The 25,502-nt window shown below is 60.4% G+C and carries 21 protein-coding genes, 2 rRNA genes and 1 pseudogene (1 of these 24 only partly in view); 14 read left to right on the top strand and 10 right to left on the bottom strand.

The genetic code is table 11. From position 1 onward, the window contains the following. From ABTV87_RS24685 to ABTV87_RS24665, 5 genes are all read left to right on the top strand, one after another. Nucleotides 1–1,969 (top strand): 23S ribosomal RNA (locus tag ABTV87_RS24685) (it extends 922 nt beyond the left edge of the window). 156 nt (nt 1,970–2,125) lie between these two features. After that, nucleotides 2,126–2,241, top strand: a 5S ribosomal RNA gene (gene rrf / locus ABTV87_RS24680). Nucleotides 2,242–2,390: 149 nt separating this feature from the next. Beyond that, entirely contained in the window at nt 2,391–3,050 is a 660-nt protein-coding gene (locus tag ABTV87_RS24675) for a paraquat-inducible protein A (RefSeq protein WP_007951772.1), read from the top strand. Next, complete coding sequence (locus tag ABTV87_RS24670) at nt 3,037–3,660, top strand: paraquat-inducible protein A (protein ID WP_007951771.1); 624 nt, start codon at nt 3,037–3,039, stop codon at nt 3,658–3,660. The genes ABTV87_RS24675 and ABTV87_RS24670 overlap by 14 nt, the downstream gene beginning before the upstream one ends. Continuing rightward, the gene (locus ABTV87_RS24665) at nt 3,653–5,956 is read left to right on the top strand and encodes an MlaD family protein (RefSeq protein WP_433898508.1); all 2,304 of its coding nucleotides are present in this window, start codon (nt 3,653–3,655) and stop codon (nt 5,954–5,956) included. Before ABTV87_RS24670 ends, ABTV87_RS24665 begins: the two co-directional genes overlap by 8 nt. A 69-nt stretch (nt 5,957–6,025) precedes the next feature. On the opposite strand, the gene mksF is transcribed toward ABTV87_RS24665, so the two are convergent. The 3 genes from mksF to mksB are packed head-to-tail and all read right to left on the bottom strand — an operon-like array spanning nt 6,026 to nt 10,834. Beyond that, nucleotides 6,026–8,866: an Mks condensin complex protein MksF gene (gene mksF, locus ABTV87_RS24660; RefSeq protein WP_085609275.1), complete on the bottom strand. Its 2,841-nt coding sequence runs from the start codon at nt 8,864–8,866 to the stop codon at nt 6,026–6,028. Beyond that, on the bottom strand, nt 8,863–9,564 hold the full coding sequence (gene mksE, locus ABTV87_RS24655) for an Mks condensin complex protein MksE (RefSeq protein ID WP_007951764.1): 702 nt from the start codon (nt 9,562–9,564) through the stop codon (nt 8,863–8,865). Before mksE ends, mksF begins: the two co-directional genes overlap by 4 nt. Beyond that, the gene (gene mksB, locus ABTV87_RS24650) at nt 9,554–10,834 is read right to left on the bottom strand and encodes an Mks condensin complex protein MksB (protein WP_162803847.1); all 1,281 of its coding nucleotides are present in this window, start codon (nt 10,832–10,834) and stop codon (nt 9,554–9,556) included. The genes mksE and mksB overlap by 11 nt, the downstream gene beginning before the upstream one ends. A 231-nt stretch (nt 10,835–11,065) precedes the next feature. Here mksB and ABTV87_RS24645 point away from each other — a divergent pair, with 231 nt between their 5' ends. Further along, complete coding sequence (locus ABTV87_RS24645) at nt 11,066–11,812, top strand: hypothetical protein (RefSeq protein WP_007951760.1); 747 nt, start codon at nt 11,066–11,068, stop codon at nt 11,810–11,812. Beyond that, on the top strand, nt 11,805–12,257 hold the full coding sequence (gene rimI, locus ABTV87_RS24640) for a ribosomal protein S18-alanine N-acetyltransferase (protein ID WP_007951758.1): 453 nt from the start codon (nt 11,805–11,807) through the stop codon (nt 12,255–12,257). The genes ABTV87_RS24645 and rimI overlap by 8 nt, the downstream gene beginning before the upstream one ends. Nucleotides 12,258–12,272: 15 nt before the next feature. On the opposite strand, the gene ABTV87_RS24635 is transcribed toward rimI, so the two are convergent. After that, nucleotides 12,273–12,677, bottom strand: coding sequence for a serine kinase/phosphatase (locus ABTV87_RS24635; protein ID WP_221534790.1), 405 nt, complete (start codon nt 12,675–12,677; stop codon nt 12,273–12,275). 141 nt (nt 12,678–12,818) lie between these two features. Here ABTV87_RS24635 and can point away from each other — a divergent pair, with 141 nt between their 5' ends. Next, nucleotides 12,819–13,463: a carbonate dehydratase gene (gene can, locus ABTV87_RS24630; protein WP_007951756.1), complete on the top strand. Its 645-nt coding sequence runs from the start codon at nt 12,819–12,821 to the stop codon at nt 13,461–13,463. Nucleotides 13,464–13,471: 8 nt separating this feature from the next. On the opposite strand, the gene ABTV87_RS24625 is transcribed toward can, so the two are convergent. From ABTV87_RS24625 to ABTV87_RS24605, 5 genes are all read right to left on the bottom strand, one after another. Beyond that, nucleotides 13,472–13,999: a lysine methyltransferase gene (locus tag ABTV87_RS24625; protein ID WP_433898507.1), complete on the bottom strand. Its 528-nt coding sequence runs from the start codon at nt 13,997–13,999 to the stop codon at nt 13,472–13,474. A gap of 180 nt (nt 14,000–14,179) precedes the next feature. Next, nucleotides 14,180–15,352 carry a hypothetical protein gene (locus ABTV87_RS24620; RefSeq protein WP_433898506.1) on the bottom strand — a complete coding sequence of 391 codons (1,173 nt, stop codon included), beginning with the start codon at nt 15,350–15,352 and terminating at the stop codon, nt 14,180–14,182. A gap of 61 nt (nt 15,353–15,413) precedes the next feature. Then, entirely contained in the window at nt 15,414–17,141 is a 1,728-nt protein-coding gene (locus ABTV87_RS24615) for a J domain-containing protein (protein WP_433898505.1), read from the bottom strand. A gap of 11 nt (nt 17,142–17,152) precedes the next feature. Beyond that, nucleotides 17,153–18,850, bottom strand: a complete 1,698-nt coding sequence (locus ABTV87_RS24610) for a molecular chaperone HscC (protein WP_433898504.1) — start codon at nt 18,848–18,850, stop codon at nt 17,153–17,155. Nucleotides 18,851–19,061: 211 nt separating this feature from the next. Beyond that, nucleotides 19,062–20,480: a short-chain fatty acid transporter gene (locus tag ABTV87_RS24605; RefSeq protein ID WP_007951749.1), complete on the bottom strand. Its 1,419-nt coding sequence runs from the start codon at nt 20,478–20,480 to the stop codon at nt 19,062–19,064. A 199-nt stretch (nt 20,481–20,679) separates the two neighbouring features. On the opposite strand from ABTV87_RS24605, the gene ABTV87_RS24600 reads away from it, so the two are divergent. The 6 genes and pseudogenes from ABTV87_RS24600 to ABTV87_RS24575 all read left to right on the top strand — a co-directional run bounded on the left by ABTV87_RS24600 (nt 20,680) and on the right by ABTV87_RS24575 (nt 24,996). Then, nucleotides 20,680–21,993, top strand: coding sequence for an MFS transporter (locus tag ABTV87_RS24600; protein WP_433898503.1), 1,314 nt, complete (start codon nt 20,680–20,682; stop codon nt 21,991–21,993). Between the two features lie 117 nt (nt 21,994–22,110). Next, nucleotides 22,111–22,839: pseudogene (locus ABTV87_RS24595) on the top strand (PAS domain-containing protein); the annotation flags it as partial. A 156-nt stretch (nt 22,840–22,995) separates the two neighbouring features. Further along, nucleotides 22,996–23,427: a methyl-accepting chemotaxis protein gene (locus tag ABTV87_RS24590; protein ID WP_371857323.1), complete on the top strand. Its 432-nt coding sequence runs from the start codon at nt 22,996–22,998 to the stop codon at nt 23,425–23,427. An 87-nt stretch (nt 23,428–23,514) separates the two neighbouring features. Then, entirely contained in the window at nt 23,515–24,114 is a 600-nt protein-coding gene (locus tag ABTV87_RS24585) for a flavin reductase family protein (RefSeq protein WP_085609284.1), read from the top strand. A gap of 92 nt (nt 24,115–24,206) precedes the next feature. Next, a complete protein-coding gene (locus ABTV87_RS24580) occupies nt 24,207–24,767 on the top strand; it encodes a DUF2975 domain-containing protein (protein WP_221534785.1) in 561 nt (186 codons plus the stop codon). Nucleotides 24,768–24,774: 7 nt separating this feature from the next. Further along, nucleotides 24,775–24,996 (top strand): helix-turn-helix domain-containing protein, encoded by a 222-nt coding sequence (locus ABTV87_RS24575; protein WP_085609286.1) that lies wholly within the window; start codon nt 24,775–24,777, stop codon nt 24,994–24,996. A 134-nt stretch (nt 24,997–25,130) separates the two neighbouring features. Here the strand turns inward: ABTV87_RS24575 and ABTV87_RS24570 are convergent, their stop codons facing one another. Next, entirely contained in the window at nt 25,131–25,502 is a 372-nt protein-coding gene (locus ABTV87_RS24570) for a helix-turn-helix domain-containing protein (RefSeq protein ID WP_074692315.1), read from the bottom strand.

The following is a 25,502-nucleotide window of genomic DNA, read 5'->3' as shown; positions in this document are numbered from 1 at the left end:
GAGCATGGGAGACACACGGCGGGTGCTAACGTCCGTCGTGAAAAGGGAAACAACCCAGACCGTCAGCTAAGGTCCCAAAGTTATGGTTAAGTGGGAAACGATGTGGGAAGGCTTAGACAGCTAGGAGGTTGGCTTAGAAGCAGCCACCCTTTAAAGAAAGCGTAATAGCTCACTAGTCGAGTCGGCCTGCGCGGAAGATGTAACGGGGCTCAAACCATACACCGAAGCTACGGGTATCACGTAAGTGATGCGGTAGAGGAGCGTTCTGTAAGCCTGTGAAGGTGAGTTGAGAAGCTTGCTGGAGGTATCAGAAGTGCGAATGCTGACATGAGTAACGACAATGGGTGTGAAAAACACCCACGCCGAAAGACCAAGGTTTCCTGCGCAACGTTAATCGACGCAGGGTTAGTCGGTCCCTAAGGCGAGGCTGAAAAGCGTAGTCGATGGAAAACAGGTTAATATTCCTGTACTTCTGGTTATTGCGATGGAGGGACGGAGAAGGCTAGGCCAGCTTGGCGTTGGTTGTCCAAGTTTAAGGTGGTAGGCTGGAATCTTAGGTAAATCCGGGATTCCAAGGCCGAGAGCTGATGACGAGTTGCCTTTAGGCGACGAAGTGGTTGATGCCATGCTTCCAAGAAAAGCTTCTAAGCTTCAGATAACCAGGAACCGTACCCCAAACCGACACAGGTGGTTGGGTAGAGAATACCAAGGCGCTTGAGAGAACTCGGGTGAAGGAACTAGGCAAAATGGCACCGTAACTTCGGGAGAAGGTGCGCCGGTGAGGGTGAAGCACTTGCTGCGTAAGCCCACGCCGGTCGAAGATACCAGGCCGCTGCGACTGTTTATTAAAAACACAGCACTCTGCAAACACGAAAGTGGACGTATAGGGTGTGACGCCTGCCCGGTGCCGGAAGGTTAATTGATGGGGTTAGCTAACGCGAAGCTCTTGATCGAAGCCCCGGTAAACGGCGGCCGTAACTATAACGGTCCTAAGGTAGCGAAATTCCTTGTCGGGTAAGTTCCGACCTGCACGAATGGCGTAACGATGGCGGCGCTGTCTCCACCCGAGACTCAGTGAAATTGAAATCGCTGTGAAGATGCAGTGTATCCGCGGCTAGACGGAAAGACCCCGTGAACCTTTACTATAGCTTTGCACTGGACTTTGAATTTGCTTGTGTAGGATAGGTGGGAGGCTTTGAAGCGTGGACGCCAGTTCGCGTGGAGCCATCCTTGAAATACCACCCTGGCAACTTTGAGGTTCTAACTCAGGTCCGTTATCCGGATCGAGGACAGTGTATGGTGGGTAGTTTGACTGGGGCGGTCTCCTCCTAAAGAGTAACGGAGGAGTACGAAGGTGCGCTCAGACCGGTCGGAAATCGGTCGTAGAGTATAAAGGCAAAAGCGCGCTTGACTGCGAGACAGACACGTCGAGCAGGTACGAAAGTAGGTCTTAGTGATCCGGTGGTTCTGTATGGAAGGGCCATCGCTCAACGGATAAAAGGTACTCCGGGGATAACAGGCTGATACCGCCCAAGAGTTCATATCGACGGCGGTGTTTGGCACCTCGATGTCGGCTCATCACATCCTGGGGCTGAAGCCGGTCCCAAGGGTATGGCTGTTCGCCATTTAAAGTGGTACGCGAGCTGGGTTTAGAACGTCGTGAGACAGTTCGGTCCCTATCTGCCGTGGACGTTTGAGATTTGAGAGGGGCTGCTCCTAGTACGAGAGGACCGGAGTGGACGAACCTCTGGTGTTCCGGTTGTCACGCCAGTGGCATTGCCGGGTAGCTATGTTCGGGAAAGATAACCGCTGAAAGCATCTAAGCGGGAAACTTGCCTCAAGATGAGATCTCACTGGAACCTTGAGTTCCCTGAAGGGCCGTCGAAGACTACGACGTTGATAGGTTGGGTGTGTAAGCGCTGTGAGGCGTTGAGCTAACCAATACTAATTGCCCGTGAGGCTTGACCATATAACACCCAAGCAATCTGTAGACTCGAAAGAGACCAGATTGCGGTGTGTGAAGACGAAAATGAACCGAAAGTTCGAGTTCACAAAACACCGAAAGCTGTCACATACCCAATTTGCTGAAGCGAGGCCATCTGGTCACGACTCAGTACCCGAATTTCTTGACGACCATAGAGCGTTGGAACCACCTGATCCCATCCCGAACTCAGAAGTGAAACGATGCATCGCCGATGGTAGTGTGGGGTTTCCCCATGTGAGAGTAGGTCATCGTCAAGATTAAATTCCGAAACCCCAATTGCGAAAGCAGTTGGGGTTTTGTTTTGCCCGCAGGAAAGTTTTTGCTCGCGTCAGCGAACAAATTTGCACAGTTATTTTCGAATCAGAACACTAGAATAGATCCCAACTTTTTCGGAGTCAGAGCCCTTATGTCAGATTCGGTTGACGCCCCAGGGCTGTCAGATTTACCGCTGGATGACTTGGTGGCCTGCCATGAGTGCGATCTGCTGATGCGCAAGCCCAAGCTTGCTCACGGCGAAAAAGCCCTCTGCCCACGCTGCGGTTACGAACTGTACGCTCACCGCCATAACGTGGTGCAGCGCAGCCTCGCCCTGGTCATTGCCGCGCTGTTGCTCTACGTGCCGGCGAACTTTTTACCCATCATGCAGCTCAATGTTCTCGGACAATCGTCGCAGGACACGGTCTGGAGCGGTGTGATCGGTCTGTTCAACACCGATATGCGCGGTGTTTCGGTTGTCGTATTCCTTTGCAGCATGGCGATTCCACTGTTGAAACTGCTGTGTCAGTTGATCGTATTGCTGACTATCCGTTTCAACATCGGACGCAGTTATGGCCTGCTGCTCTACCGCATTTATCACCACCTCAAAGACTGGGGCATGCTCGAGGTCTACCTCATGGGCGTCCTGGTCGCGATCGTCAAACTGGCGGACATGGCGGCTATCACCGTGGGCCTCGGTCTGGCGTGTTTCATCGGCTTGTTACTGGTTCAGGTCTGGCTCGAAGTGGTGATGTCGCCGCACCAGATCTGGCAGGCGTTATCAGGAGAAGATGCCCATGCGGGCGATTGATGCAGGCATTCTGATCTGTACCGAATGCCACGAACTGAACAGGCAGGATACCGACAGCGATGTGCAGACTTGCACCCGATGCGGCGCGCTGGTCCACGCCCGGCGCCCCAATAGCCTCGCGCGAACCTGGGCGCTGCTGATCACGGCCGCGATTATCTACATCCCGGCCAACGTACTGCCGATCATGACCGTCAGCTCTCTGGGCCAGGGTGACCCGAGCACGATCATGTCCGGCGTCATTCAGTTGGTGCAGCACGGCATGATTCCAATCGCCGCCGTGGTGTTCATCGCCAGCATCCTGGTGCCGACTTTCAAACTGGTGGGCATCGCGCTGTTGCTGTTTTCTGTACAGCGCCGCCAGCCGTTGTCCGCCCGTCAGCGGATCTGGATGTATCGTTTCATCGAGTTCATCGGCCGCTGGTCGATGCTCGATATTTTCGTGATCGCCATTCTGGTGGCGGTCGTCAACTTCGGCCGGCTTGCCAGTGTCGAAGCCAATCTTGGCGCCATCGCCTTCGCCAGTGTGGTGATTCTGACGATGCTCGCCGCTGTCACTTTCGATCCCCGACTGATTTGGGATAACACGGAGTCGGACGCCGACCATGACTGATTTGCCTGTAGCGAAAACCCGACCGGCTTCGAACTGGTCTGCCATCTGGGTGTTGCCCCTGATCGCCCTGATTATCGGCGGCTGGCTCGGCTGGCGTGCCTACAACGAAACCGGCATCGAGATTCAGGTGCGGTTTGAAAGCGGTGAAGGCATTCAAGCCAACAAGACCGAAGTGGTCTACAAAGGCATGCCAGTCGGCAAGGTGAAAACTCTCAAGCTCGATGATGAAGGCAACTCCAAAGGTGTCATCGCGACCATCGAGATGAACAAGGATGTCGATCAGTACCTGAAGACCAGCACCCGTTTCTGGCTGGTCAAGCCGAGCGTGACCCTGGCCGGGATCACCGGCCTGGAAACCCTGGTATCGGGTAACTACGTGGCCATCAGTCCCGGTGAAGGCGAGCCGACCCGCAAGTTCAAGGCCTTGGCCGAAGAGCCGCCGCTATCGGATTCGAAGCCCGGTCTGCACTTGACGATCAAGGCCGATCGCCTCGGTTCGCTGAATCGCGGCAGCCCGGTGTTCTACAAGCAGATCAAAGTCGGGCAGATCAAAAGTTACGTGCTGTCGGAAGACCAGAGCACGGTCGAGCTCAAGGTGTTCATCGAACCGACCTACGCCAAACTGGTGCGCAAACACACACGATTCTGGAACGCCAGCGGCATCAGCATCGACGCCAACCTGTCCGGCGTGAAAGTGCGCAGCGAATCCCTGGCCAGTATCGTCGCTGGCGGTATCGCCTTCGCCACGCCGGAGAACCGCAAAGACAGCCCGCCCACCGATCCAAGCCTGCCGTTCCGTCTCTACGAAGACTTCGATGCGGCCGCCGCCGGCATCCGGGTGAAGGTCAAACTCAGCGATTTCGAAGGCCTGCAAGCCGGGCGTACCCCGGTGATGTACAAAGGCATTCAGGTCGGTAACCTGAAAGCGCTGAAGATCGATCCGGACCTGTCCAGCGCCACCGCCGAACTGACCCTTGATCCGCTGGCCGAAGACTATCTCGTCACCGGCACGCAATTCTGGGTGGTCAAACCTTCGATCTCCCTGGCCGGCATCACCGGTCTGGAAGCGTTGGTAAAAGGTAACTACATCGCCGTGCGCCCGGGCGACAAGGGCGGTGCGCCACAGCGTGAATTCGAAGCCCGACCCAAAGCGCCGCCGCTCGATCTGCGTGCACCCGGCCTGCACCTGGTGCTGTTCACCGATACCTTAGGCTCGATCGACGTCGGCAGTCCGATCCTCTACAAGCAGGTCAAGGTCGGTTCGGTGCAGAGCTATCAGTTCTCCAAGACACGCAAGCAACTGGTGATCGGCGTCCACATCGAGAAGGAATACGAAAACCTGGTCAACGCCTCGACCCGGTTCTGGAACGTCAGTGGCGTCACGCTGACCGGCGGTTTGACCGGCGGCATTCAGGTCAAGAGTGAATCGTTGCAGACCCTGATGGCCGGTGGCATCGCCTTCGAAACGCCGCAGGCCAAGGCGCCGCTGCAAAAGCGCATTCCGCGTTTCCGTCTGTTCGCCAACCATGATGAAGCGAATCAGAAAGGCGCCGTCGTCACCATCAAGGTCGATCGCGCGGACGGTCTGCGCAGCGGCACCCCGGTTCGCTTCAAGGGCCTGGATGTCGGCAAGATTGAAAGTGTGGACCTGACCGATGATCTGCAATCGGTAATCCTCACCGCGCGCATCACTGAAGTGCCGGAGAAGATTGCTCGAGTCGGCAGTCAGTTCTGGGTGGTCAAACCGGAGTTGGGTCTGATCAAGACCTCGAACCTGGAGACCCTGGTCACCGGGCAGTACATCGAAGTGCAACCGGCGGCCAAGAACCTCGGCCCGCAGAAGAACTTCGTGGCCCTGGCCAATGCGCCAGAGGTGACCAAGCAAGAGGCTGGCTTGAGTCTGGTACTGAGCGCTGCCCGTCGTGGCTCGCTGAAACCGGGCGTGCCGGTCACCTACCGTGAGATCACCGTAGGCAAAGTCACCGGTTACGAACTGGGCCAGACCGCGGATCGCGTCCTGGTGCACATCCTGATCGAACCGAAGTACGCGCCACTGGTGCGCAGCGGCAGCCGTTTCTGGAACACCAGCGGCGTCGGTTTCGATATCGGCCTGTTCAAAGGCGTGACCGTACGCACAGAGTCGCTTGAGACAGTGATTCAGGGCGGTATCGCCTTCGCCACACCGGACGGCGAGAAGATGGGCAATCCGGCTCGCGCCGAACAAACCTTCCCGCTGTTCGACAAGTTCGAAGACGAGTGGCTGAACTGGGCACCGAAAATCCCTCTCGGCAAATAATCCAGAGCCCATGAAAAAGGGCCGCGATCCAATGGATCGCGGCCCTTTTTTGTGCCCGTCAGTTACGCATCAAACCGCATCCAGCTCCGGCTCGTCCGCTTCGACATTGACGGTGGCTTTCACCACGTCGTGGCGACGGATGTACTTCCAGTCCGCCTCGTCGATGTAGATGCCGGCCGGGCCGCTGCCGCCTTCCAGGTCGATGGCGACACTGGCGCAGACCTGCGGCTTCACACTCGCCAGGATCGGCACGAAGCCCAGTTGCAGGCTGGTTTCCAGCAGAGCGGCCTGGTTCTTCTCGTCGATGTCCGCGGCCTCGTCGAGGTAGTACGGCAGACGTACGCGACCGGCCAGGTCGCGGTCCATCAAGTGCAGCAACAAGTACATGTTGGTCAGCGCCTTGATGGTCATCGTGGTGCCGTTGGACGCCGCGCCATCGATGTCGGTGTGGATAACCGGCTGGCCGTTGACCTTGGTGATCTCGAACGCCAGTTCGAACAAGTCCTTGAGGCCGAGCTGGTTGTGGTTTGCCGCCACCAGCCGCGCCAGGTATTCCTTGGCCTCTTCGTTCTTGTTGTCCTGTTCCGCACTTTGGCTCAGGTCGAACACCGACAGGGTTTCGCCTTCTTCGTACTGACCGGCGCTGTGGATGATCTGATCGATGTGCTTGAGCGCTTCCTTGTTCGGCGCAAGGACGATGCGGAAGCTCTGCAGGTTGGACACCTGACGCTTGTTGATCTCGCGGTTGAACAGCGCCAGTTGGTGCTCGAGGCTGTCGTAGTCGCTGCGGATGTTGCGCAGGGTCCGCGCGATATCGGTCACGGCTGCGCGACGGGCCTTGCCCAGGGTCAGGGCTTCGTCGGTGCGGTGCGCGTAAGCGTTGATCAGCAACGACAGACGGCGCTCCATGTCGTCTTCACTGTCGAACTTGGCCACGCCTTTCAGGCGCACCTGCGCGTACAGCGCTTCGATTTGACCATCGGCGCGCAGCAGGCCTTGCCAGCTGTCTTGATAGTCGTTGAGCAGCGGCAGCAGGTTGTCCATCGAATCGTCGACCGGATCCATGAATGGCGTACCGAACGGCAGATCCGCCGGCAGCAGCTGACGGCGGCGCAGGGCATCGTCGAGGGTGCGTTGCTTGGCTTCCATGTCGGCGATCTGCCGGCCGACCAGTTGCAGCTTGGCCGACAGTTGCTGGACACGCTCGGTGAACGCATCGCTGGAACGCTTGAGTTCGTCCTGCGCGGCTTCCATCTGCGCCAGTTGCTCCAGCTTGTCGCCTTCTTCGGCGCTCAGGGTCTGGGTGCGGCGGAAATCTTCCAGCGCCTTTTGCGCATCCAGCACCTGCTGGTACAGCGCTTCGGTCTGGGTCTTGCTCGCAGCACGGTCGGCGGCCACGGCTTGTTGGGTCTTGAGTTGCTTGAGCTCTTTTTCCAAACGCTCTTTCTGATCGCGCAACGCGGCACGGTCGGCCAAGGCCTGCAGAGCCGGCGGCTCGATGTGCGAGATGTCGATCGACAGGCCAGGCACTTCGAAACGCTCGCCCTTGAAGCCGTCGAGGATCAGCTCGACCGATTTCACCCATTCGCCATCGTCGTCGAGGGTGATGCCGTGTTCACCCAGTGGCAGGCTGAACAGCGCACTGTTGAACAGGCGCATCAGGCGCTCGACATCCTGCTGCGAGAACTCTTCGCGCAGACGGGCGTAGCTGTTGTTGTCGGCGTGATCGAGTTGCTGCTTCACCGACTTCAGGCGTTTTTCCAGATCGCGAAGACGTTCTTCGAGATCCTCGGCGCTGAATTGACGGGACTGCGCCAATGCGCCGGCCAGTTCGTCGTGAGCGTCCTTGGCTGCCAGCAATTGCTGCTCCAGAACCTTGACGTCATCGACCAGCGCGAAGCGGTTCTTCAGAACGGACAACTCGCCGAGCCAGCGCTGGATGCCGGAGATTTCCCGCTCCAGACGCATCAATTCCTGAGTGCCACCGCGCTGATCGTTTTGCAGATCGTCCTGCTCGCGACGGTAGTGTTCGGCCTGAATCGTCAGCTCCTCCTTGCGCGCCGTGGCGTAGTCCGACCAGGTGCCGAGCAACGAGTCGAGCAACGGCGACAGGCGATGCAGTTTGCCGCGCAGCACATCGCGCTGTTTCACACCGTTGGCCAAGGCTTCGACCAACGGGCCGGCAGCCACCAGCGAGTTGTAGTCCTGTTCCATACGACGCACGTCGCGGAAGGCTTCTTCGCACGCGGCGATGTAATCGACGCTGCCGGAACGCAGGCTGTGTTCGAACGCATCGAGGAACAATTGCTTGAGCTTGGCTGCGGTGATTTCGCGCATGTGCAGCAGGTTGATGAACAGTGCACGGAAAGTCTTCAGGCTCTGCTCGCTGGTGGAGCGCAGCGGGATCAGGGTCAGATCCAGCGGGATCGACGTGTGACCGCCAACCAGCAAGCGACGCAGCTCATCGGGCTTGAGTTCGTAGGCTTTCAGGCCTTCTTTCTCAAGGTTGCTGAACAGCTCTTTCTGCCGCAGGCAGGTGTCGTTCTTCTGGTAGTGCGCCAGGTCGAGCTTGCCGGCATAGGCAAAGAACTGGTGACCGAAACCGCCACCCGGGCCGCGACCGACCACACCGATCACGTGTGGGCCGTGGGGCAGGTTCACTTCGACGAGGATGTAGCTGGTGTCGGAGGCAAAGTAGAAACGCCGGGATTGTTCCAGGCTGTACTTGCCGAAACTCATGTCCGACATGCGCGCCAGGATCGGGAACTGCAAGGCGTTGATCGAGGCGGATTTACCGAGGTTGTTCGCGCCGTAGACCGACAGCGGTTCTTCCAGCGGGAACAGACCGAGGCTGTAACCGGCGGTGTTCAAAAGGGCAAAGCGGCGGATGCCGTAGCGTTCCTGGCTCATGCGTCGGACTCCTGTTCTTCGGCAATGGCGCGGGCCAGTGCGTCTTCTTCGCTCTCTTCTTCAAACTCGGAAAGATCGAGCGGGTCGTCAGTGGCGAGGAATTTCGCCTCGGCGGCTTCGTCGATCAGCACCGGCGCCGGCAGCGGCAGAACGCTGTGCACGCTGGCCGCCAGGTCGCGGTCCTGTTGAACCGACAGGCAGACGTCGAGGAAACGGTGCATCGGCGGCAGGAAGCGGTACACGCCGTTTTCCTCGCTGGCGAAGCCGAGCTGAGTCATGCGGCGCATGATTTTTTCTTCGAGCTCTTCAACGGTCTGCACTTCGGCCTGGATGAACAGGTCGCGGTATTTTTCCAGCAGCGACGGCAGTTCTTCGCGGCCGAGGCTGCCGCCATCGAGCACGGCGATCGGATCGCGGCCCTGATCGGCCAGATGCTCGACGAGGATGAAGGTGAACAGCGCCAGACGCTGGGCAGTCTTGTTCACCGCCGCAGCGGCCATGTCGGGCACGAAATAATAGAAACCACGGGTGTCGCAGACCAGTTCGAAGCCCAGCGCCTTGAACAGCGTGCGGTACTGGTCCTGGAAGTTCGACAGTTGCGCGTACAGCTCCGGGTCGCGGCGGCTGACGTGGTAGCCCTTGAACAGCTCGCGGAAGATCGGCGCCAGCTGAGACAGTTCGGATAGATCAAGATGCATTGGGGATGCTCGCAGAATCCTCGGCGGCGGTGTCGCCGGCCGAGAGCAGGGCGAAGGAGCGCAGGCTGACCTGATGCTCGTGAGTGTGGTATTCGCGACGTTCCAGACGCTCGCGCTTGAAGCGTTTTTCCCGCGACAGGCGCGAGAACCAGTAAAGCAATTCGTCGGTCGCGCCGTCCGGCTCCTGCTCCAGCAACCAGGTCATCAGATCCGGCATCGGCAGGGATTCTTCGCAACGGTCGACCATCTCGCGCACGGTGCGCGGTGCACGCGGGGCATCGCCGGTCTTCTGCGACTTGTGCGCCTTGGGGAAACGCGCCGGTTTCGGCTCGAAACGGGCCAGGGCGTAGACGTAGGCTTCAACCTGACTGGCGCTGCCGAGGAAGGTACTTTGCGGCCGGGTGAACAGCGGCATCGCCGCTTGTGGCACGGCGTCGATGCCTTTGCGGCGGATCGCGGCCAGCGCCAGCGCAGCACCACGGGTCACGGCGTTGTGCCGGCGTGCTTCTTCGCGCAGCGGCAGCAGCAGCTCGCGGGCGTGACGCAGGGTCAGCTGGGCGCTGGTCTGCATTTCGAGGATGCGCGCGTGGGTGCGCAGCAGCATGTCGTCATCGACCAGATGGCCGAGGCGCTGCTGTTCGCTGAGCATCTTCAGCAGCACGGTTTCGACCTTGCGCACGCCTTGCTCGAAAGCGCCATCGGCGTTCACCAGATCGATCATCGGCTCGACGTATTCGTCCCAGGTCGCCAGCACTTCCGCATAACGCTGACGCAGCGGAATCTGCCGGTCGCTGGTCTTGGCCCGTTCGGCCACGGCCACCAGCGCCTGTTCGTCGTTGTCGAGTTTTTTCAGAACGTCGCGCACGCGCATGTCGAGCAAACGCAGCTGACGCGCCAGATCATTGCCGTCGCGAACGTCGAACGCATCCTGGATATAACCGGCCAGACGCTCGAGGTGACGCAGATAGGCTTCGATCTCCAGACACAGGCCCAGACGGTGTTCCCGACGCAGGTAGGCGAGGAAGTCGTGGATCTGCGCATTGAGCTCGAAACGGTTCGGGCTTTTCGCCACGGGAACCAGAATGTCGAGGCGGATCCACACGTCGAGCAGGCTGGTGATGTCCTGCGGCGTGCTGTCCAGTTGCTGGGCGGCCAGTTGCGTGCGCAGTTCGTTGAGGCTCAGGGTGCCCTGGTCGAAGTGCTCGCACAGTGGCTCCAGAAGTGCCCAGTGTTCAGCGAGGGCGCGCAAGACGCGCTTGGGTTCGATCATCGGAATGGCCGGCTGGTTGGCGATTAAAAGCCGCGATTGTACTGCATCACGAAGGATGCGATTCACTCTCGGGACGGGCTGTCGCTTTTCTTTGCGTCAAGGTATCGGTCAAGACTATCGATCAACAGCGCGCGATCTTGAGCGAAGGGCGGTAGAATCAGCGCACTTCAGTTATCCACAAGTGGCCGACCCTTGCTAATCGAGTCCCGCCGCCGCGCCTATTTGAACGCCATGCAGGTGGTCAACTGGCTGCCGCGCACCGAACTGCCCTTTGCCGCGCCGTCGCGGCCCGAGCTGCTGGACATGCCCGAGCCCGAGATTGCCGCACCGGTGATCCCGGCTACCCCGGCCGAAGCGCCGGAGCAGCCGGCCGCGCGTCCGGTCGAACGGCCGAAGATCGAGGTTCCGCGACCTTCGCTGGCCAGCACCCGCACGGGCGCCAAACCGGTCGAAGAAGTCGACGAAACCCCTGTGGTGGCCAAGCCGGCGCCGGTGCCGCCACCGCGTTTTGCCCTGCAATTGCTGCGCGCCGGCCGTTGCCTGCTGCTGGTGGAGTTACCCACAGGCGAAGCCTTCCAGTCCCGCGATCCTGCTTATCTGTTGCTCAAGGACATGCTGCGTGCCGCCGGCCTCCCGGACGCGCCGCAGATTGTCGGTGAGCCGGTGCGCTGGCCATGGCTGAACCGCGGCACGATGGATCAGGGCCCGGAAGCGGCCCGGGATTTCGTCCAGGGTTTCCTGTCGGTGCAGATGGAGGCGGCGCCGTGCGCCTGCCTGTGGCTGATCGGCCTGCCGGCGGTGCGCTTTGCCGGTGAGGCGGATGCCGAGGCGTTCAACCGTGAATTGCAAATCGAGGGTCTTGGCCTGGCGTGGGCCGTGCCGGGGCTGGAATTGTTGATGGAAGAGCCACAGCGCAAGGCCGCCGTGTGGCAAGCCATGCGTCGGCTGATGGCGCGCTGGAAAGAATCGAATGAGTGACGCTGTATCGTTTCGCCCGATGACCGAGGCGGATCTGGACGCTGTGCTGAAGATTGAATTCGCCGCGTACAGCCATCCGTGGACCCGCGGGATTTTTCTCGACGGCCTGGGCAAGTACCAGATCTGGCTGATGTTCGAAGGTGAGCAGCAGGTGGGCCACGGGGTGGTGCAGATCATTCTCGATGAGGCGCACCTGCTCAACATCACGGTCAAGCCTGAAAACCAGGGTCGCGGGCTGGGGCTGACCCTGCTCGAATACCTGATGTCCCGCGCCTACGCCGCCGATGCCCGGGAATGTTTCCTGGAAGTGCGCGACAGCAACACGTCGGCCTTTCGCCTGTACGAGCGCTATGGCTTCAACGAGATCGGCCGGCGCCGGGATTACTACCCGGCGGTCGGCGGGCGTGAAGATGCCGTGGTCATGGCCTGCACGCTCGTCGACTGATCGCGGCAGGTGTCCTCAGCGCTTGCGATCCAGCGGATCGCGGCGCGCCAGTTCCGCTTCATCCAGCCCGTTGCCGCCGCCGATATCGTCCTCGTCGACCACGCTCAGATCCCAGTCGGCCTGATTGCCTTCTCCGAGTTCGTGGGCATCCCGGGCACCGTCCTCACGGATCAGGGTTTCCGGGCTCAGGTCATCGTCGGTGGGCTCGTGATCGGCGGTCGAGGCTCCGGTGAAACCGGCTTCGCGCACGCGGTCACGGGGCATCAACTGTTCGCGCTCGCGCTCGGGCAGTTCATCGCCGATCTTCGCACTGGGCTGTTCGTCGTCGAAATCCAGCTCATGCACCGAACCCATGCGGTCTTCGTTATCATCGATGGGCTCCGGTTGCACCGCATCGTACGGACGTCGTGAATCAGTCATGGCAATTCCTCATACTGTGGGCCTTACTGGATGGACTCACCGGGCACACGAGAAATTCAAAGCAAATCACCCACGATCCCAGCGTGACCCCGACGGGCGGTCGACAGTCATACCAGCGCATCTTTCTTGAGGCCTTACAGCATGCACGACTTACAAGACCTGATTGATAACAACGAGCGTTGGGCTGACGCGATCACCAAGGAAGACCCGGATTTCTTCGCCAAGCTGGCCCGCCAGCAGACGCCTGAATATCTGTGGATCGGCTGCTCCGACGCACGGGTGCCGGCCAACGAGATCGTCGGCATGCTGCCGGGCGATCTGTTCGTTCACCGCAACGTTGCCAACGTGGTGCTGCACACTGACCTCAACTGCCTGTCGGTGATCCAGTACGCGGTGGACGTGCTCAAGGTCAAACATATCCTGGTGACCGGGCACTACGGTTGCGGCGGTGTACGCGCGTCCATGCAGGATCGTCAGTTCGGCCTGATCGACGGCTGGCTGCGTTCGATCCGCGACCTGTATTACGAAAAACGCGAAGAACTGGCCAAGCTGCCGACCGAGGAAGAGCAGGTCGACCGTCTGTGCGAGCTCAACGTGATCCAGCAAGTCGCCAATGTCGCCCACACCAGCATCATCCAGAACGCCTGGCATCGCGGGCAAAGCCTGTCGATCCACGGCTGCATCTACGGCATCAAGGATGGTCGCTGGAAGAGCCTGAACACCACGATCAGCGGTTTCGAGCAGTTGCCGCCGCAGTACCGCTTGCGTCCGGTCGGCGCGCCCTGATCGGTCGTTCAGCGTAAACCTTGCCGTCGCCGCCAGCTCAATAGATAGCGCTGGCCTTCGAGATTGGGTGATTCATCGTAACCGGTGATCCACCCTCGGCAGCGCGAGGATCCGCAACCGCAGGCGAACTGCCGCAGCAGTTTGTCTTCGGTGGCGGTGTAATCGATAGTCAGCCTTTCACCCTCCAGAATATCGCGCAGGGCCCACACCCATAACTCGCTCATGTCGAGAAAGGTGTTCGGGTCGCAGCAATGCTCGAACGCACCGCAAAAACGCGGATCGTAGAGGTGGATACCGGCCAGCAGTTGCCGGGTCTGCCGGCATCGATAGGGCAGAAGTTGGCCTGAAATCCGGCACATTCGGGTGATACGCAGGAATGCCCGGCACGCTACGACAGCGGTGGCTACGCCCTCGGGATCGTGAACAATCTCGAAATCCTGTTTTGACGGAAATCCCAGGCGGACGGGGAGTCCGGCAAAAGGATAAATGCCCTCGGTATCGCGTGCCGGTTTACCCGGTAGTGCGTAAGTGTTCATAACGGTCCCTGTTGGCTCGTTGTCGCAATTTCCATCGACTGACGTCCTGCCAGTTCTGCAACACGATCATTGGATCCAAGATCCCGCAAATCACACTAGCGGTCTACTGTCAGATCTGACAGGCGAAATAGACGTTTTCCCGGGTCAGCCAAGGCTGACACGGGAAGAATGTCCGATTGATCAGAGGTGGGCAGCGGGCGCAGCCATGTCCGGCAATGGGCTTTTCAGCTGTTGCAGCTGGGATTTGACCGGTGTGGTCGAGCAGGTCTTGTCCGCCTGTGCCACGGTCTCGTTGCGGATCGTGGTGTAGAACAGCTCGCAGGTCTTGGCTTTCTGCGTCACTTGCCAGGTCTGGGTGCAGCTGTTGAGCAGTGTCTTCGGATCGGTGTCCGGTTTGCTGCCCATTCCGGCCTGCCAGCAGGCGGCGCTCAAGTCTTGCCCCATCACCTTCAGACCCGCCGCATCGGCCTTCGCCTGGGCATCGTCGCCGGTGTAGTTGCTCGGGTCGGCGGCGTACCAGATGTAGCTCGGGTGGTTGGAACCCAGCACCGGCACGTTTACGCCCGCGCTCGGGCTGATGGTCGCCAGGCCCAGTACATTCACGGTCGCACCGTATTGCTGTTTGATCCAGTTTCGCACCGGCGCACCAAAGGCAACCATCGGCAGCACGGCGCCGCTGGCGTTCTGGCTGACCTGCTTGACCATGGTGGTCTGGTAATCCTTGAAGTAGTCGTACACGCCTTCCAGATCCTTGCCGGCGCTGGCGGGCGCGGCAATCGGGGCGATGTCGATGATGGTCTGGTAGGCCGGCGTCTGGTCGGCGGGGATGCCATTGTCGGTCAGCAGCGCGGCCCAGCGGTCGGTGGTGTTCGAGCGCAGGTAATCCTGGGCCTGGGTCAGCGAGTAATCCGGCGGGAAGTGCAGCAGCTCGACACTTTTGCGGTTTTCCAGGGCCATGCCCAGTGGCAGGAACAGGTACCAGCTATAGGCCCATTTGCCGTCGGCATTGAGGTTGCTGGCGCCGTTGTAGGCCAGGTCGCCGGCGTCCAGCAGCGCGGTCAGCGGCTTGTCGTAGCCCGTCGGTACGCCGCTGATTTCGGCGTAAAGCTGATCGTTGTCGTTTTTCACCAGCACCTTGGCGTTGGTGTAGCCGTCGCGCTGCACGCTCTGGCTCAGGTAATGGGCGACGGTCTGCTCCAGCGTCCAGTTGCGAAAGCAGATCACGCTGCAATTGTTGGGGTAGGCGAAGAGGCGGGTGACGCGTTCGGTGCTGCCCAGTTTCAGGTCGACATCGGCGTGGGCGGCGGCGCTCAGCGTGAGCGCCGCGAGGGTGAGGCCTGCGAGTTTCAACATGCTCAGATCCTTTTCAGCGAGGGTAAAACCTTGGTGGAGGGCAATCCGGCCCGCGTCTAGCCTAGCCGGGGAACAGGTGTTTCAGCGAATAACCAAGCTGACTGGCGAGAGTCACGCCGGTCATGACCACCAGAAACAGCAGCTGCAACGGGCTGAAATGCGCCCAGTGCAGTGCGGTCAGCCACGGGTGCTTGTCGCTGAACTCCGGGTCGAGCGTGCCGATGCGCCGCTTGTGCCAGAGCCCGATCAGGATCACCCCGATATAGGTGAAGGCTCCCAGCCCGCCGAGCATGACCGAGAACAGCAGGATCATGACGGCTTGCGGCACGCCATGGCGCAGCACGAGCCAGCGGGTATCAGGGTTCCATCGGCGCGGAATGATCCTTTCAGTCAACCACAGGTCCTGAACGATCAAATGGGCGCTGATCAGAAACCAGTAACTCAAGCCGATCCGGAAAAACCAGACAGGAACGCAGGCGAAGGCCAGGGGAATGACGATGCTCATCGCCGTGGTTTTGTGCTCGGCAGGCAGATAGAACAGCCACAGCGCCAACGCAATCGCGGCCCATGAGCGCAACCAGGTTTCGGCGGCGATGTAGCGCGGCAGAAAGCGTCGCCAGTAGAAGACGTCGGCGTACGGCAAGCGGGCGAGCAAATCAGGGAAGCGCCACTTGAGGGTTTCCGACAGCTGCTGGCAAGCCTGCCAGTCAGCCGGAATGAACCGGTCGGTCATGTCTTTCTGTTGCCGCGGCTTCATCGGGCTGATCAGCATCCGCGCGGCAAGCGCGTCGGGCGACCCGTTGCGCTGATCTTCGGCCCGGGCACACAGGTTGTCGTAGAGGCTTTCCTGGTTGCAGCGCTCGATCAGCGCCTGCCAGAGCCAGTCCGGTTGCGGATGAATGCCCTTGGTGTCGTCCCAGCCAAATAATTGGGAGATACGGTCGAACAGCGCCACGCTCCACTCTGTGTCCTGCAGCAATTGCAGGATGATCTGCTGCCAGTGTTCCCGACGGTCGAACACCTGGAGCCAGGGTTGGGCCGTGTAAGACTTGAGCAGCGCGAGAAATTCGCGCTCGTTTTGCGATGCGAGTAGCGTTTCCAGCGATTGCCGGTAATCCGTCAGCAGCTCGTTGGCGAGAATGCTGCGCTGGCCGTCGCCGATGACGATCTCCTGCCATGGGCCCAGCCAACCCAGATGCTGCACCGCCCAACGGGCAATCGAAAGGCGCAGCGCGGGATGATCGAAGCACAACGTCAGCAACAGTGTCTGGAATGCTTGCGCACAATCCTGCTGGCACGCTTGCTCCCAGCGCTGCTCCAGATTTGAGTCCGAGAGGCCGTTCAGCAATTGCGATGCGGCTTCAACGGCCGGGTCGGCAGTCGGCTGCTCGGGCTCCAGGTTAAGAGGCTCCGGATTCAGGGGCTGTACCCGCAAGATCGGCGATTCGAGAGGTGCTTCGGGCGCGGCCGGCGTCACCGGTTCAAATAGCGCCGCAGGGTAATCCCACGCATCGGTCCCGGTCTTCTGCAGCGGCTGAGCCATGGACTGCTCTTGTACCGCCAACGCAGCGATCCCCGGAGCCAGAATGACGTCGCCGTGCTCCTCGCTCTCCTCGTTTTCAAGGCGCCACTGGGCAATCGACAGTGCCCGCTCATAAGCCTCGCGCAGGCGCTGGAAGCCTGCGGCATCTTCATCGGGCCGGAAGACTTTCAGCAGGCGCGCGTAACTGCGCTTGATATCACGCAGCCCGGCGTCTTCGGGCAGTTGCAGGACAGACCAGCATTCCATGTCGTGCATCCTTACTGCCACGGGTTACGGTCGAGGGCGCTCAACTGCTTGCTCAGTTCGGTACGGGTTTCACGGATCTGCCGCTCGTCCTGGGAATCCAGCGCCTGCTGGAATTGCTTGGCCCAGTAGCCGATCTGATCGCGCAGGTCGCCCAGGCTTTCCTGATACAGACGTTCCAGACGCGCACTGAGCAGGGTGTTCACCTGTTGCTCGCGCGGATGGATCTTCAATTGCGCCAGCGCTTGCAGACGTTGCTGGATTTCCTCTGGCGTCAGCACGCCGGGGTTGTTTTCGATGACCAGCGAATGCTGCTGCCCAGTCAGGGGAATGCTGACCTGGGCTTCGAGCAAGCCGTTGTTGTCGTAGGTGAAGCGCACATCCAGTTCGACTTCGCCGGCCTTGCGCTTGGGCACCTTGATGTCCAGTTGGCCGAGCGCCACGTTGTCTTTGACCAGGCGGCTTTCGCCCTGAAAGATTTTCACGACCACCTGTTCCTGATTGTCGTGAAGGGTCTGCACGGTTTTCACCCGGCTGACCGGGACGATGCTGTTGCGTTCGATGATCGGCAGGTAGTGGCCGCTTTCATACTGGCGACCGACCTGAGTGGAGGTCTCGATCCCCAGGGTGTATGAGCAGACATCGGTGAGCACCACTTCTTCCAGCGCGGCCGAACGGGCCTTGAGCGCCGCCTGAATCGCGGCGCCTTGTGCCACGACCTGATCCGGATCGAGGCTGATCGACGGGAAGCGGCCGAACAGCCCGGCAGCCAGTTTGCGCACCAGCGGCATGCGGGTGGTGCCGCCGACCAGCAGGATTTCATCGAGGTCGCTGACGCGGATACGTGCGTCGCGCAGGGCCCGTTCGATCGGCGCGCGCAGGCGTTCGAGCAGCGGCATGTATAACGTCGCCATTTGCGCCTGGGTGATGGTCTGGGTCCATTGCTCTTCGCCGACCTGCAATCTGAATTCGGCGCTGGCGTCCTGGCCCAGTGCGCGGCGCACACGCTCGGCTTCGCGGCGCAGCGGCTGGAGGATGGTGGAGCGCTCGGGGAAGTCCGACACGTTGCGATGCTGATCGATAAAGTGCTCGAGCAGCACGTTGTCGAAATCCTCGCCGCCGAGGAAGTTGTCACCGGCGCTGGCGCGCACTTCCATGACGCCTTCGAAGAGTTCGAGAATCGACACGTCGAACGTACCGCCGCCCAGGTCGAACACCAGGAACGACGTTTCCTTGTCCCGTTGGTGCAGACCGTAGGCGAGTGCGGCGGCGGTGGGTTCGTTGATCAGCTTTTCGACTTTGAGGCCCGCCAGTTCACCGGCGATGCGCGTGGCCTTGCGCTGGGCGTCGCTGAAATAGGCCGGAACGCTGATCACGGCTTCCGTGACGGTCTGGCCGTAAGTGCGCTCGACGTCTTCTTTCAGGCTCTTGAGTACCAGCGCCGAAAGCTCTTCAGGACGGAATTTTTTTTCCCCGAGGTAGACCTCCGTCGCACTGCCCATATGGCGCTTGAACAGCGACGCGGTCAGACGCGGATGCGTGTGCAGGCGTTCGCGGGCAGCTTGCCCGACCAGAATCCGGCCCTGATCGTCCAGACCCACCACGCTGGGTGTCAGGAACTGCCCCAGGGCGTTAGGCACCAACTCAGTGGCATCGCCGCGCCATACGGCAACAAGGCTGTTGGTGGTTCCCAGGTCAATCCCGACGATCATTGCAACGAACTCCCTTTGCGCTCAGACAAAAAATGAAACAGATATTGGGCGCGCAAGAATATTACCGAGGCAGTGGCGCGGTAAAGAAAGATGATGGCTCTGAGCCATTATTTAAGACAGGCAACCGCAGGAAGGATCGTTCGGGTCGCTTTTTGTCGAAGGGGTCGAAGGGAAAGACAGGGCGCCGGAGCCGGCGCCCTGTCGTCATCGTTTAAGGCATGACGGGCGGCAGATACGAGAGCGTCGTACCCAGCGCCCACAGCAGTACCAGCACCAGCGGCGTGTGCACCAGCAATTGCACGAACGAGAAACCGATCAGATCCCGCGCCTTCAGCCCTAGCACGCCCAGCAGCGGCAGCATGTAGAACGGGTTGATCAGGTTCGGCAGGGCTTCGGCGGCGTTGTAGATCTGCACCGCCCAACCGAGGTGGTAGTTGAGGTCATTGGCCACTTGCATCACGTACGGCGCTTCGATGATCCACTTGCCGCCGCCGGACGGAATGAAGAAGCCGAGAATCGCCGAGTACACACCCATCAGCAACGCATAGGTGTCGTGGGAGGCGATGCTGACGAAGAACGTCGAGATGTGATGGGCCAGGGTCTGGGCATCGGTGCCCTTGACCGTGGTCATCAGCGCGGCGATCGAGCCGTACAGCGGGAACTGGATCAGCACCCCGGTGGTGGTCGGCACGGCGCGCGACACCGCATCGAGGAAACTGCGCGGGCGCCAGTGCAGCAACGCGCCGAGCATGATGAACAGGAAGTTGTAGGTGTTGAGCCCGGAAATCGCGGTGATCGCAGGTTTGGTCGAGAACTCGTGGAACAGCCATCCGGCCGCCAGCAGCACCAGCAGGATGATCAGCAGCGGGCTGTGTTCCAGCCATTCGCCGGGGCGGGTGCGCGGTTGCAGCGGCGGCAGGTTGAAGGCCGGGTCGATGCCGCAGGCCTTGGCGTCACGCGCCGAGTTCGGGCCGGGCGCGGTGGCGTAGGCGATGATGATCGAAATCACGATCAGCGCCAGCAGCATCACCCCCGACTGCCAGAGGAAAATCGTCTGGGTGAACGGAATCACCCCGGTGATCGACAGAATCGACGGCGGCAGGCTGGCCGGGTTGGCCTGCAACTGCGCGGCGGACGACGACAGGCCCAGTGCCCACACGGCGCCGAGGCCAAGGTAGGCGGCGGCACCGGCGGCGCGATAGTCCATTTTCAGATCGGTGCGGCGGGCGAGGGCGCGCACCAACAGACCGCCGAACACCAGCGACAGGCCCCAGTTGAGCAAGGACGCGACCATCGAGATCAGCGCGACCCACGCCACGGCAGAACGACCGTTCTTCGGGATTCGCGCCAAGCGGTCGATCAGCTTTACGGCGGGCGGCGAACTGGCCACGACATAACCACCGATCACCACGAACGCCATCTGCATGGTGAACGGGATCAGGCTCCAGAATCCGTCACCGAAGGCCATGGCGGCGTCGGTGGGTTTGGCGCCCATGGCCAGGGTCGCCAGCGCGACGATGATCACCGCCAGCGCGGCGAATACCCAAGAGTCGGGAAACCAGCGTTCGGCGAAACTTGAACAGCGCAAGGCAAAGCGCGCAGAGCGGCTATCTTCGATATCAACGGCCACGGGAGTACCTCGGATTTTTATGTTTATTGTGGTCTTCGGGGCTTGGCCGGCCCCTCTGGACAGGTGCCAACAGTAAATCAACCGGCGGATTTTTGTGACCGTGTTTTGCCGAATCAGACTATGGTCTAACGGGTTGTCCGGCGGCCCGTTTGCGTAGACCATGGGCGCCTTGGTTTTTTGCCTGCCAGAGTTCTTTGCCATGACTGCCCATTCCACTGCCCGACCGGCGCCGTTCAGCCGTTCCGACTACAAGACCCTCGGCCTTGCGGCCCTGGGCGGGGCGCTGGAGATCTACGATTTCATCATTTTCGTGTTCTTCGCCCTGACCCTCAGCCAGCTGTTCTTCCCGCCGGAAATGCCCGAGTGGCTGCGCCTGCTGCAAAGCTTCGGGATCTTCGTCACCGGCTATCTGGCGCGCCCGCTGGGCGGAATCCTGATGGCGCATTTCGCCGACCGGCTGGGGCGCAAGAAAGTCTTCAGCCTGAGCATCCTGATGATGGCGCTGCCGTGCCTGCTGATCGGGATCATGCCGACTTATGCACAGATCGGTTATTTCGCACCGTTGCTGCTGCTGGCGCTGCGCATCCTGCAAGGCGCGGCGGTGGGCGGTGAAGTGCCGAGCGCCTGGGTATTCGTGGCCGAGCATGCTCCGACCGGGCATCGCGGTTATGCCCTAGGCTTTCTGCAGGCCGGGCTGACCTTTGGTTATCTGATCGGCGCGTTGACCGCGACTTTTCTGGCGCAAGTGTTCACCCCGGCCGAAGTGCTCGATTACGCGTGGCGTTATCCGTTCCTGCTCGGCGGTGTGTTCGGCGTGATCGGTGTCTGGCTGCGCCGCTGGCTGAGCGAAACCCCGGTGTTCATGGCCATGGAAGCGCAGCGCGAGGCGCGGGTCGAGCTGCCGCTGCGCACTGTGCTGCGCGATCATCGGCTGGCCATGTTGCCGGCGATGCTTCTGACCTGCGTGCTGACCTCGGCGGTGGTGGTGTTCGTGGTTATCACCCCGACCATGATGCAAAAAACCTTCGGCATGACTGCCGGCCACACCTTCGCGTTGAGCGCGCTGGGCATTGTTTTCCTGAACATCGGCTGCGTGATCGCCGGCCGACTGGTCGATCGCATCGGCGCCTGGCGTACGGTCATGCTCTACAGCCTGCTGCTGCCGCTGGGCATCGGTCTGCTTTATACCTGCCTGATCAGCGGCGGGGATTGGGTCGGTCTGGCCTACGCCATCGCCGGGTTGTGCTGTGGCGTGGTCGGTGCGGTGCCGTCGGTGATGGTCAGCCTGTTCCCGGCGCGGATCCGCGTTTCCGGGATCTCCTTCACCTACAACATTGCCTACGCCGCCTGGGCGAGTGTCACACCGTTGCTGCTGATCGGTCTGATGCCGTGGAGTCCGTGGATCTGCGTGATGTTCTGCGCGGTGATGGGAGCGGTGGGCGTCGTCAGCGCGGCGTATTTCGGCTCGCGCATGCCGCGCGCAGAACAGTGTCCGGTGGCCGGCACCGCCTGAATTGTCGAGGCGTAACTATTTTTGTAGGACACGCCTCAAGCGCTCTTCAGAAAAGATTTCCAAGGCCGATGGTTAGGCTGCATACCCGCTCTCCATCCAGTCCATCGGTGCTTTCCCATGTTCAACAAACGCCTGAAGCAAGAGCTGGCGGCTCTTCGTGAAGAACTCTCCAGCCTTCTGCAAGTGAAGGAGAGCCTGGAAAGCGAGATGCTGGTGCTCACCCTTGAGCCCGACGGACGGATTCAGTCGGTCAACCAGAATTTCCTCAGCGAAATGCTCTACAAGAACCACGACCTGATCGGCCGCGCCATCGAAGACATCGTGCCGGCCCATGTGAAGTCCGACGAGTTTCATCACCGCTTCAAGGCCGCTCTGACCCGTGGCGAGCATTTCGCTGGCGCAGTGCGCCTTTCCCGCGGTAACGGCGAAGAGGCGTGGTTGCGTTCGATCGTGCAGCCGATTCGTTCATCGGATGGCCGGATCAAGCATTTCTCGATTTTCTCCAGCGACCTGACCCGCACCATCGAGGCCTCCCGCGAACACGAAAACCTGATCGGCGCGCTGGTGCGTTCGACTGCCGTGATCGAGTTCGACCTCAGCGGCAACGTATTGAGTGCCAACGACCGGTTCCTGCAGGGCATGGGTTACAGCCTGGCGCAGATCAAGGGCAAACATCACCGCCAGTTCTGCGAGCCGGAGGAGTACAACAGCGCCGAGTACCAGAACTTCTGGCGTCGCCTGAATAACGGCGAATTCGTTGCCGGCCGTTTCAAACGGGTCGACAGCCATGGTCGTGTCGTCTGGCTGGAAGCCTCCTATAACCCGGTGCTCGACGCCAACGAAAAACTCTACAAAGTGGTGAAGTTCGCCACGGTGATCACCGATCAGGTCAATCAGGAGCAGGCCGTCGCCGATGCCGCCAATATCGCCTACAGCACGTCCCTGCAAACCGACAGCACCGCCCAGCGTGGCACCCGTGTGGTGACCGAAGCGGTCAATGTGATGCGCGATCTGTCGAAGCACATGCAGACCGCCGGCGAAGGCATCGAGGCGCTGAACGAGCAATCCCAGGTGATCGGCACCATCGTCAAGACCATCAGCGGCATTGCCGAACAAACCAACCTGCTGGCGCTCAACGCCGCCATCGAAGCCGCTCGCGCGGGTGAGCAGGGCCGAGGCTTTGCGGTGGTGGCCGACGAAGTGCGGCAACTGGCCTCGCGCACCAGCCAGGCGACCGAAGAAATCGTCGGTGTGGTGCGCCAGAACCAGGACATGGCGCGCAACGCCGTGGCCCTGATGACCGACGGCAAGCAACAGGCCGAGCAAGGTCTGGCGCTGGCGGCGGAGGCCGGTACGGTGATCGTCGAGATCCAGGACGGCGCGCAGAAAGTGGTGGATGCAGTCGGCCAGTTCGCCAACCAGTTATCCAGCTGATGCCTGCCAGGCGAAGGGAGGGTCGACGGCCATCCCTTCGTTGTTTTTATCCCGCTACAATCGGCTCTTTTTCCCGGAGCAGATCCCATGAGCGAGTCCTTCCGTCGCCCGGTTCCCCTGAACAAAGCCTACCGCCTGCTCAATCACGGGCCGACCGTGCTGGTCAGCGCCGCCCATGACGGGCAGCGCAACATCATGGCCGCTGCGTGGGCCATGCCGCTGGATTTCGAACCGCCGAAAGTCGCGGTGGTCCTCGACAAATCCACCTGGACCCGGCAACTGCTCGAGGCCTCGGGCACCTTTGTTCTCAACGTTCCTTGTGTGAATCAGGCCGACATCGTGCAGACCGTCGGCTCGACTTCAGGTCTGGAAATCAATCGCGATCAAGGTCAGGACAAGTTCCAGGCGTACGGCTTGCAGAGCTTCGCTGGCGAGCAGGTCGAGGCACCGATGCTGGACGGTTGCGTGGCCTGGCTCGAATGCCGGTTGCTGCCGGAACCGCGCAATCACGAGCAATACGATCTGTTTCTCGCCGAGGTGATCGCGGCGCAGGCTGATTCGCGGGTGTTCAGCGATGGACGCTGGCATTTTGAAGGGCACGATGAGCTGCGCACACTGCATCATGTGGCCGGTGGCAACTTTCTGAAGATCGGTGATCCGGTGGTCGGTAAAAGTCTGGATGCCTGACGGTTATTAATGTTTTGCAGTAATTAATTATTGTTATTCGATAATTTTAATCGTTAGGGTGGCGCTCACATTCATTCTTGTGAGGCTTTCCCATGACCACCCACGGGCTCGTGCAATTCAGTCGGCGCATGGCGACGATAACGTTGATCCTGATCGTCGTGATGCTGCTGCTCAATGCTGTCATATGGGTTTACCCACCGTTGGCGGAAAAGGAAGGCTGGGGATTGGGGTTTGCGCTGACCGAGCGCCAGCTGTCACAAATGGCCGACACCGCCACGCTGTTTCCGTGGTGGCAGAAGCTGGGCGGGATCTTGCTGTCGAGCATTCCCCTGCTGGCGCTGGCGTCGGGCCTGAACCATTTGCGCCGGCTGTTTCAGAGTTACGCGCGAGGTGAGTATTTCGCCCGGGAAACGGCGGAGCATCTGGGCAAGGTCGGGCGAGCCGTGGCGATCTGGGTGCTGCTGGATTTCCTCTGTGAGCCGATGCTCAGCCTGTGGGTCACCCAGAATGCGCCGGTCGGTGAGCGGCTGTTGACCCTGAGCATCACGGCTGCCTCATTCGTCGCGTTGTTTCTGGCCGCGTGCATTTCGATCATCGCGCGGATTCTGGCGCAGGCCAGTGAAGTCGATCGGGAAAACCGTACGTTTATTTGAGGTCCTCATGCCTATCGTGATTCAACTGGATGTGATGCTCGCGCTGCGCAAGGTCAAATCCAAAGACCTTGCAGCCGCCATCGGCATCACCGAGGCCAACCTGTCGCTGCTCAAACAGGGCAAGGTCAAAGGGCTGCGACTGGCGACCCTGGATGCCATCTGCGAGTACCTCAACTGTCAGCCCGGGGATCTGCTGGTTCGGGTGGCGGAGGAGGAGGGTGACGCCTGAGGGGGTCGGTTGCTGGCGAATTGGATTCATGGACCTACAAAAAAGGCTTACCTCTCGGTAAGCCTTCTTCATTGGGTGGGTGCGGAATTCAGGGTAGGCAATACATGTTGAGGTGCCTGCACGATTGTTTTTTATCAGACCGATTTCATGGGTTTGATCAGACTCTCTGCCGGGATACCGAACAATTCGTGAAGCTTCCAGATCATGGGAAGCGTCAGCGCGCGTTTGCCATTCAGAACTTCATAAACGCGGTTTGTCCGGCCAATTGCTGGAGCGAGATCGGCGGCTGACAGCCCGGACTGCTCCATCCGAAACCTTATGGCGTCAATCGGGTTGGGCAGGTCGAGTGGGAAGTGTCTGGCCTCATAGGCCTCGATAAGGGTGATCATGATGTCGAAGTAATCACCTTCAGGCGTGCCGGGCTCTGGCTCATTCTCGAAAAGAGCGGACACGTCTTTGAGCGCCGCACGGTAGTCTTCTTCGGTATGAATCGGACGTATGTTCAT

Origin of the sequence: Pseudomonas sp. PSE1(2024), from assembly GCF_050990555.1 — a bacterium.
Classification (GTDB): Bacteria; Pseudomonadota; Gammaproteobacteria; order Pseudomonadales; family Pseudomonadaceae; genus Aquipseudomonas; species Aquipseudomonas aphyarum.
This window is presented reverse-complemented; position numbering and strand designations above follow the sequence as displayed.

Excerpts from the sequence above, each read along its gene's own strand:
- ABTV87_RS24675 (WP_007951772.1), top strand. The coding sequence starts at position 2,391 with ATGTCAGATTCGGTTGACGCCCCAGGGCTGTCAGATTTACCGCTGGAT.
- ABTV87_RS24670 (WP_007951771.1), top strand. The coding sequence starts at position 3,037 with ATGCGGGCGATTGATGCAGGCATTCTGATCTGTACCGAATGCCACGAA.
- ABTV87_RS24665 (WP_433898508.1), top strand. The coding sequence starts at position 3,653 with ATGACTGATTTGCCTGTAGCGAAAACCCGACCGGCTTCGAACTGGTCT.
- mksF (WP_085609275.1), bottom strand. The coding sequence starts at position 8,866 with ATGAGCCAGGAACGCTACGGCATCCGCCGCTTTGCCCTTTTGAACACC.
- mksE (WP_007951764.1), bottom strand. The coding sequence starts at position 9,564 with ATGCATCTTGATCTATCCGAACTGTCTCAGCTGGCGCCGATCTTCCGC.
- mksB (WP_162803847.1), bottom strand. The coding sequence starts at position 10,834 with ATGATCGAACCCAAGCGCGTCTTGCGCGCCCTCGCTGAACACTGGGCA.
- ABTV87_RS24645 (WP_007951760.1), top strand. The coding sequence starts at position 11,066 with ATGCAGGTGGTCAACTGGCTGCCGCGCACCGAACTGCCCTTTGCCGCG.
- rimI (WP_007951758.1), top strand. The coding sequence starts at position 11,805 with ATGAGTGACGCTGTATCGTTTCGCCCGATGACCGAGGCGGATCTGGAC.
- ABTV87_RS24635 (WP_221534790.1), bottom strand. The coding sequence starts at position 12,677 with ATGACTGATTCACGACGTCCGTACGATGCGGTGCAACCGGAGCCCATC.
- can (WP_007951756.1), top strand. The coding sequence starts at position 12,819 with ATGCACGACTTACAAGACCTGATTGATAACAACGAGCGTTGGGCTGAC.
- ABTV87_RS24625 (WP_433898507.1), bottom strand. The coding sequence starts at position 13,999 with ATGAACACTTACGCACTACCGGGTAAACCGGCACGCGATACCGAGGGC.
- ABTV87_RS24620 (WP_433898506.1), bottom strand. The coding sequence starts at position 15,352 with ATGTTGAAACTCGCAGGCCTCACCCTCGCGGCGCTCACGCTGAGCGCC.
- ABTV87_RS24615 (WP_433898505.1), bottom strand. The coding sequence starts at position 17,141 with ATGGAATGCTGGTCTGTCCTGCAACTGCCCGAAGACGCCGGGCTGCGT.
- ABTV87_RS24610 (WP_433898504.1), bottom strand. The coding sequence starts at position 18,850 with ATGATCGTCGGGATTGACCTGGGAACCACCAACAGCCTTGTTGCCGTA.
- ABTV87_RS24600 (WP_433898503.1), top strand. The coding sequence starts at position 20,680 with ATGACTGCCCATTCCACTGCCCGACCGGCGCCGTTCAGCCGTTCCGAC.
- ABTV87_RS24590 (WP_371857323.1), top strand. The coding sequence starts at position 22,996 with ATGCGCGATCTGTCGAAGCACATGCAGACCGCCGGCGAAGGCATCGAG.
- ABTV87_RS24585 (WP_085609284.1), top strand. The coding sequence starts at position 23,515 with ATGAGCGAGTCCTTCCGTCGCCCGGTTCCCCTGAACAAAGCCTACCGC.
- ABTV87_RS24580 (WP_221534785.1), top strand. The coding sequence starts at position 24,207 with ATGACCACCCACGGGCTCGTGCAATTCAGTCGGCGCATGGCGACGATA.
- ABTV87_RS24575 (WP_085609286.1), top strand. The coding sequence starts at position 24,775 with ATGCCTATCGTGATTCAACTGGATGTGATGCTCGCGCTGCGCAAGGTC.
- ABTV87_RS24570 (WP_074692315.1), bottom strand. The coding sequence starts at position 25,502 with ATGAACATACGTCCGATTCATACCGAAGAAGACTACCGTGCGGCGCTC.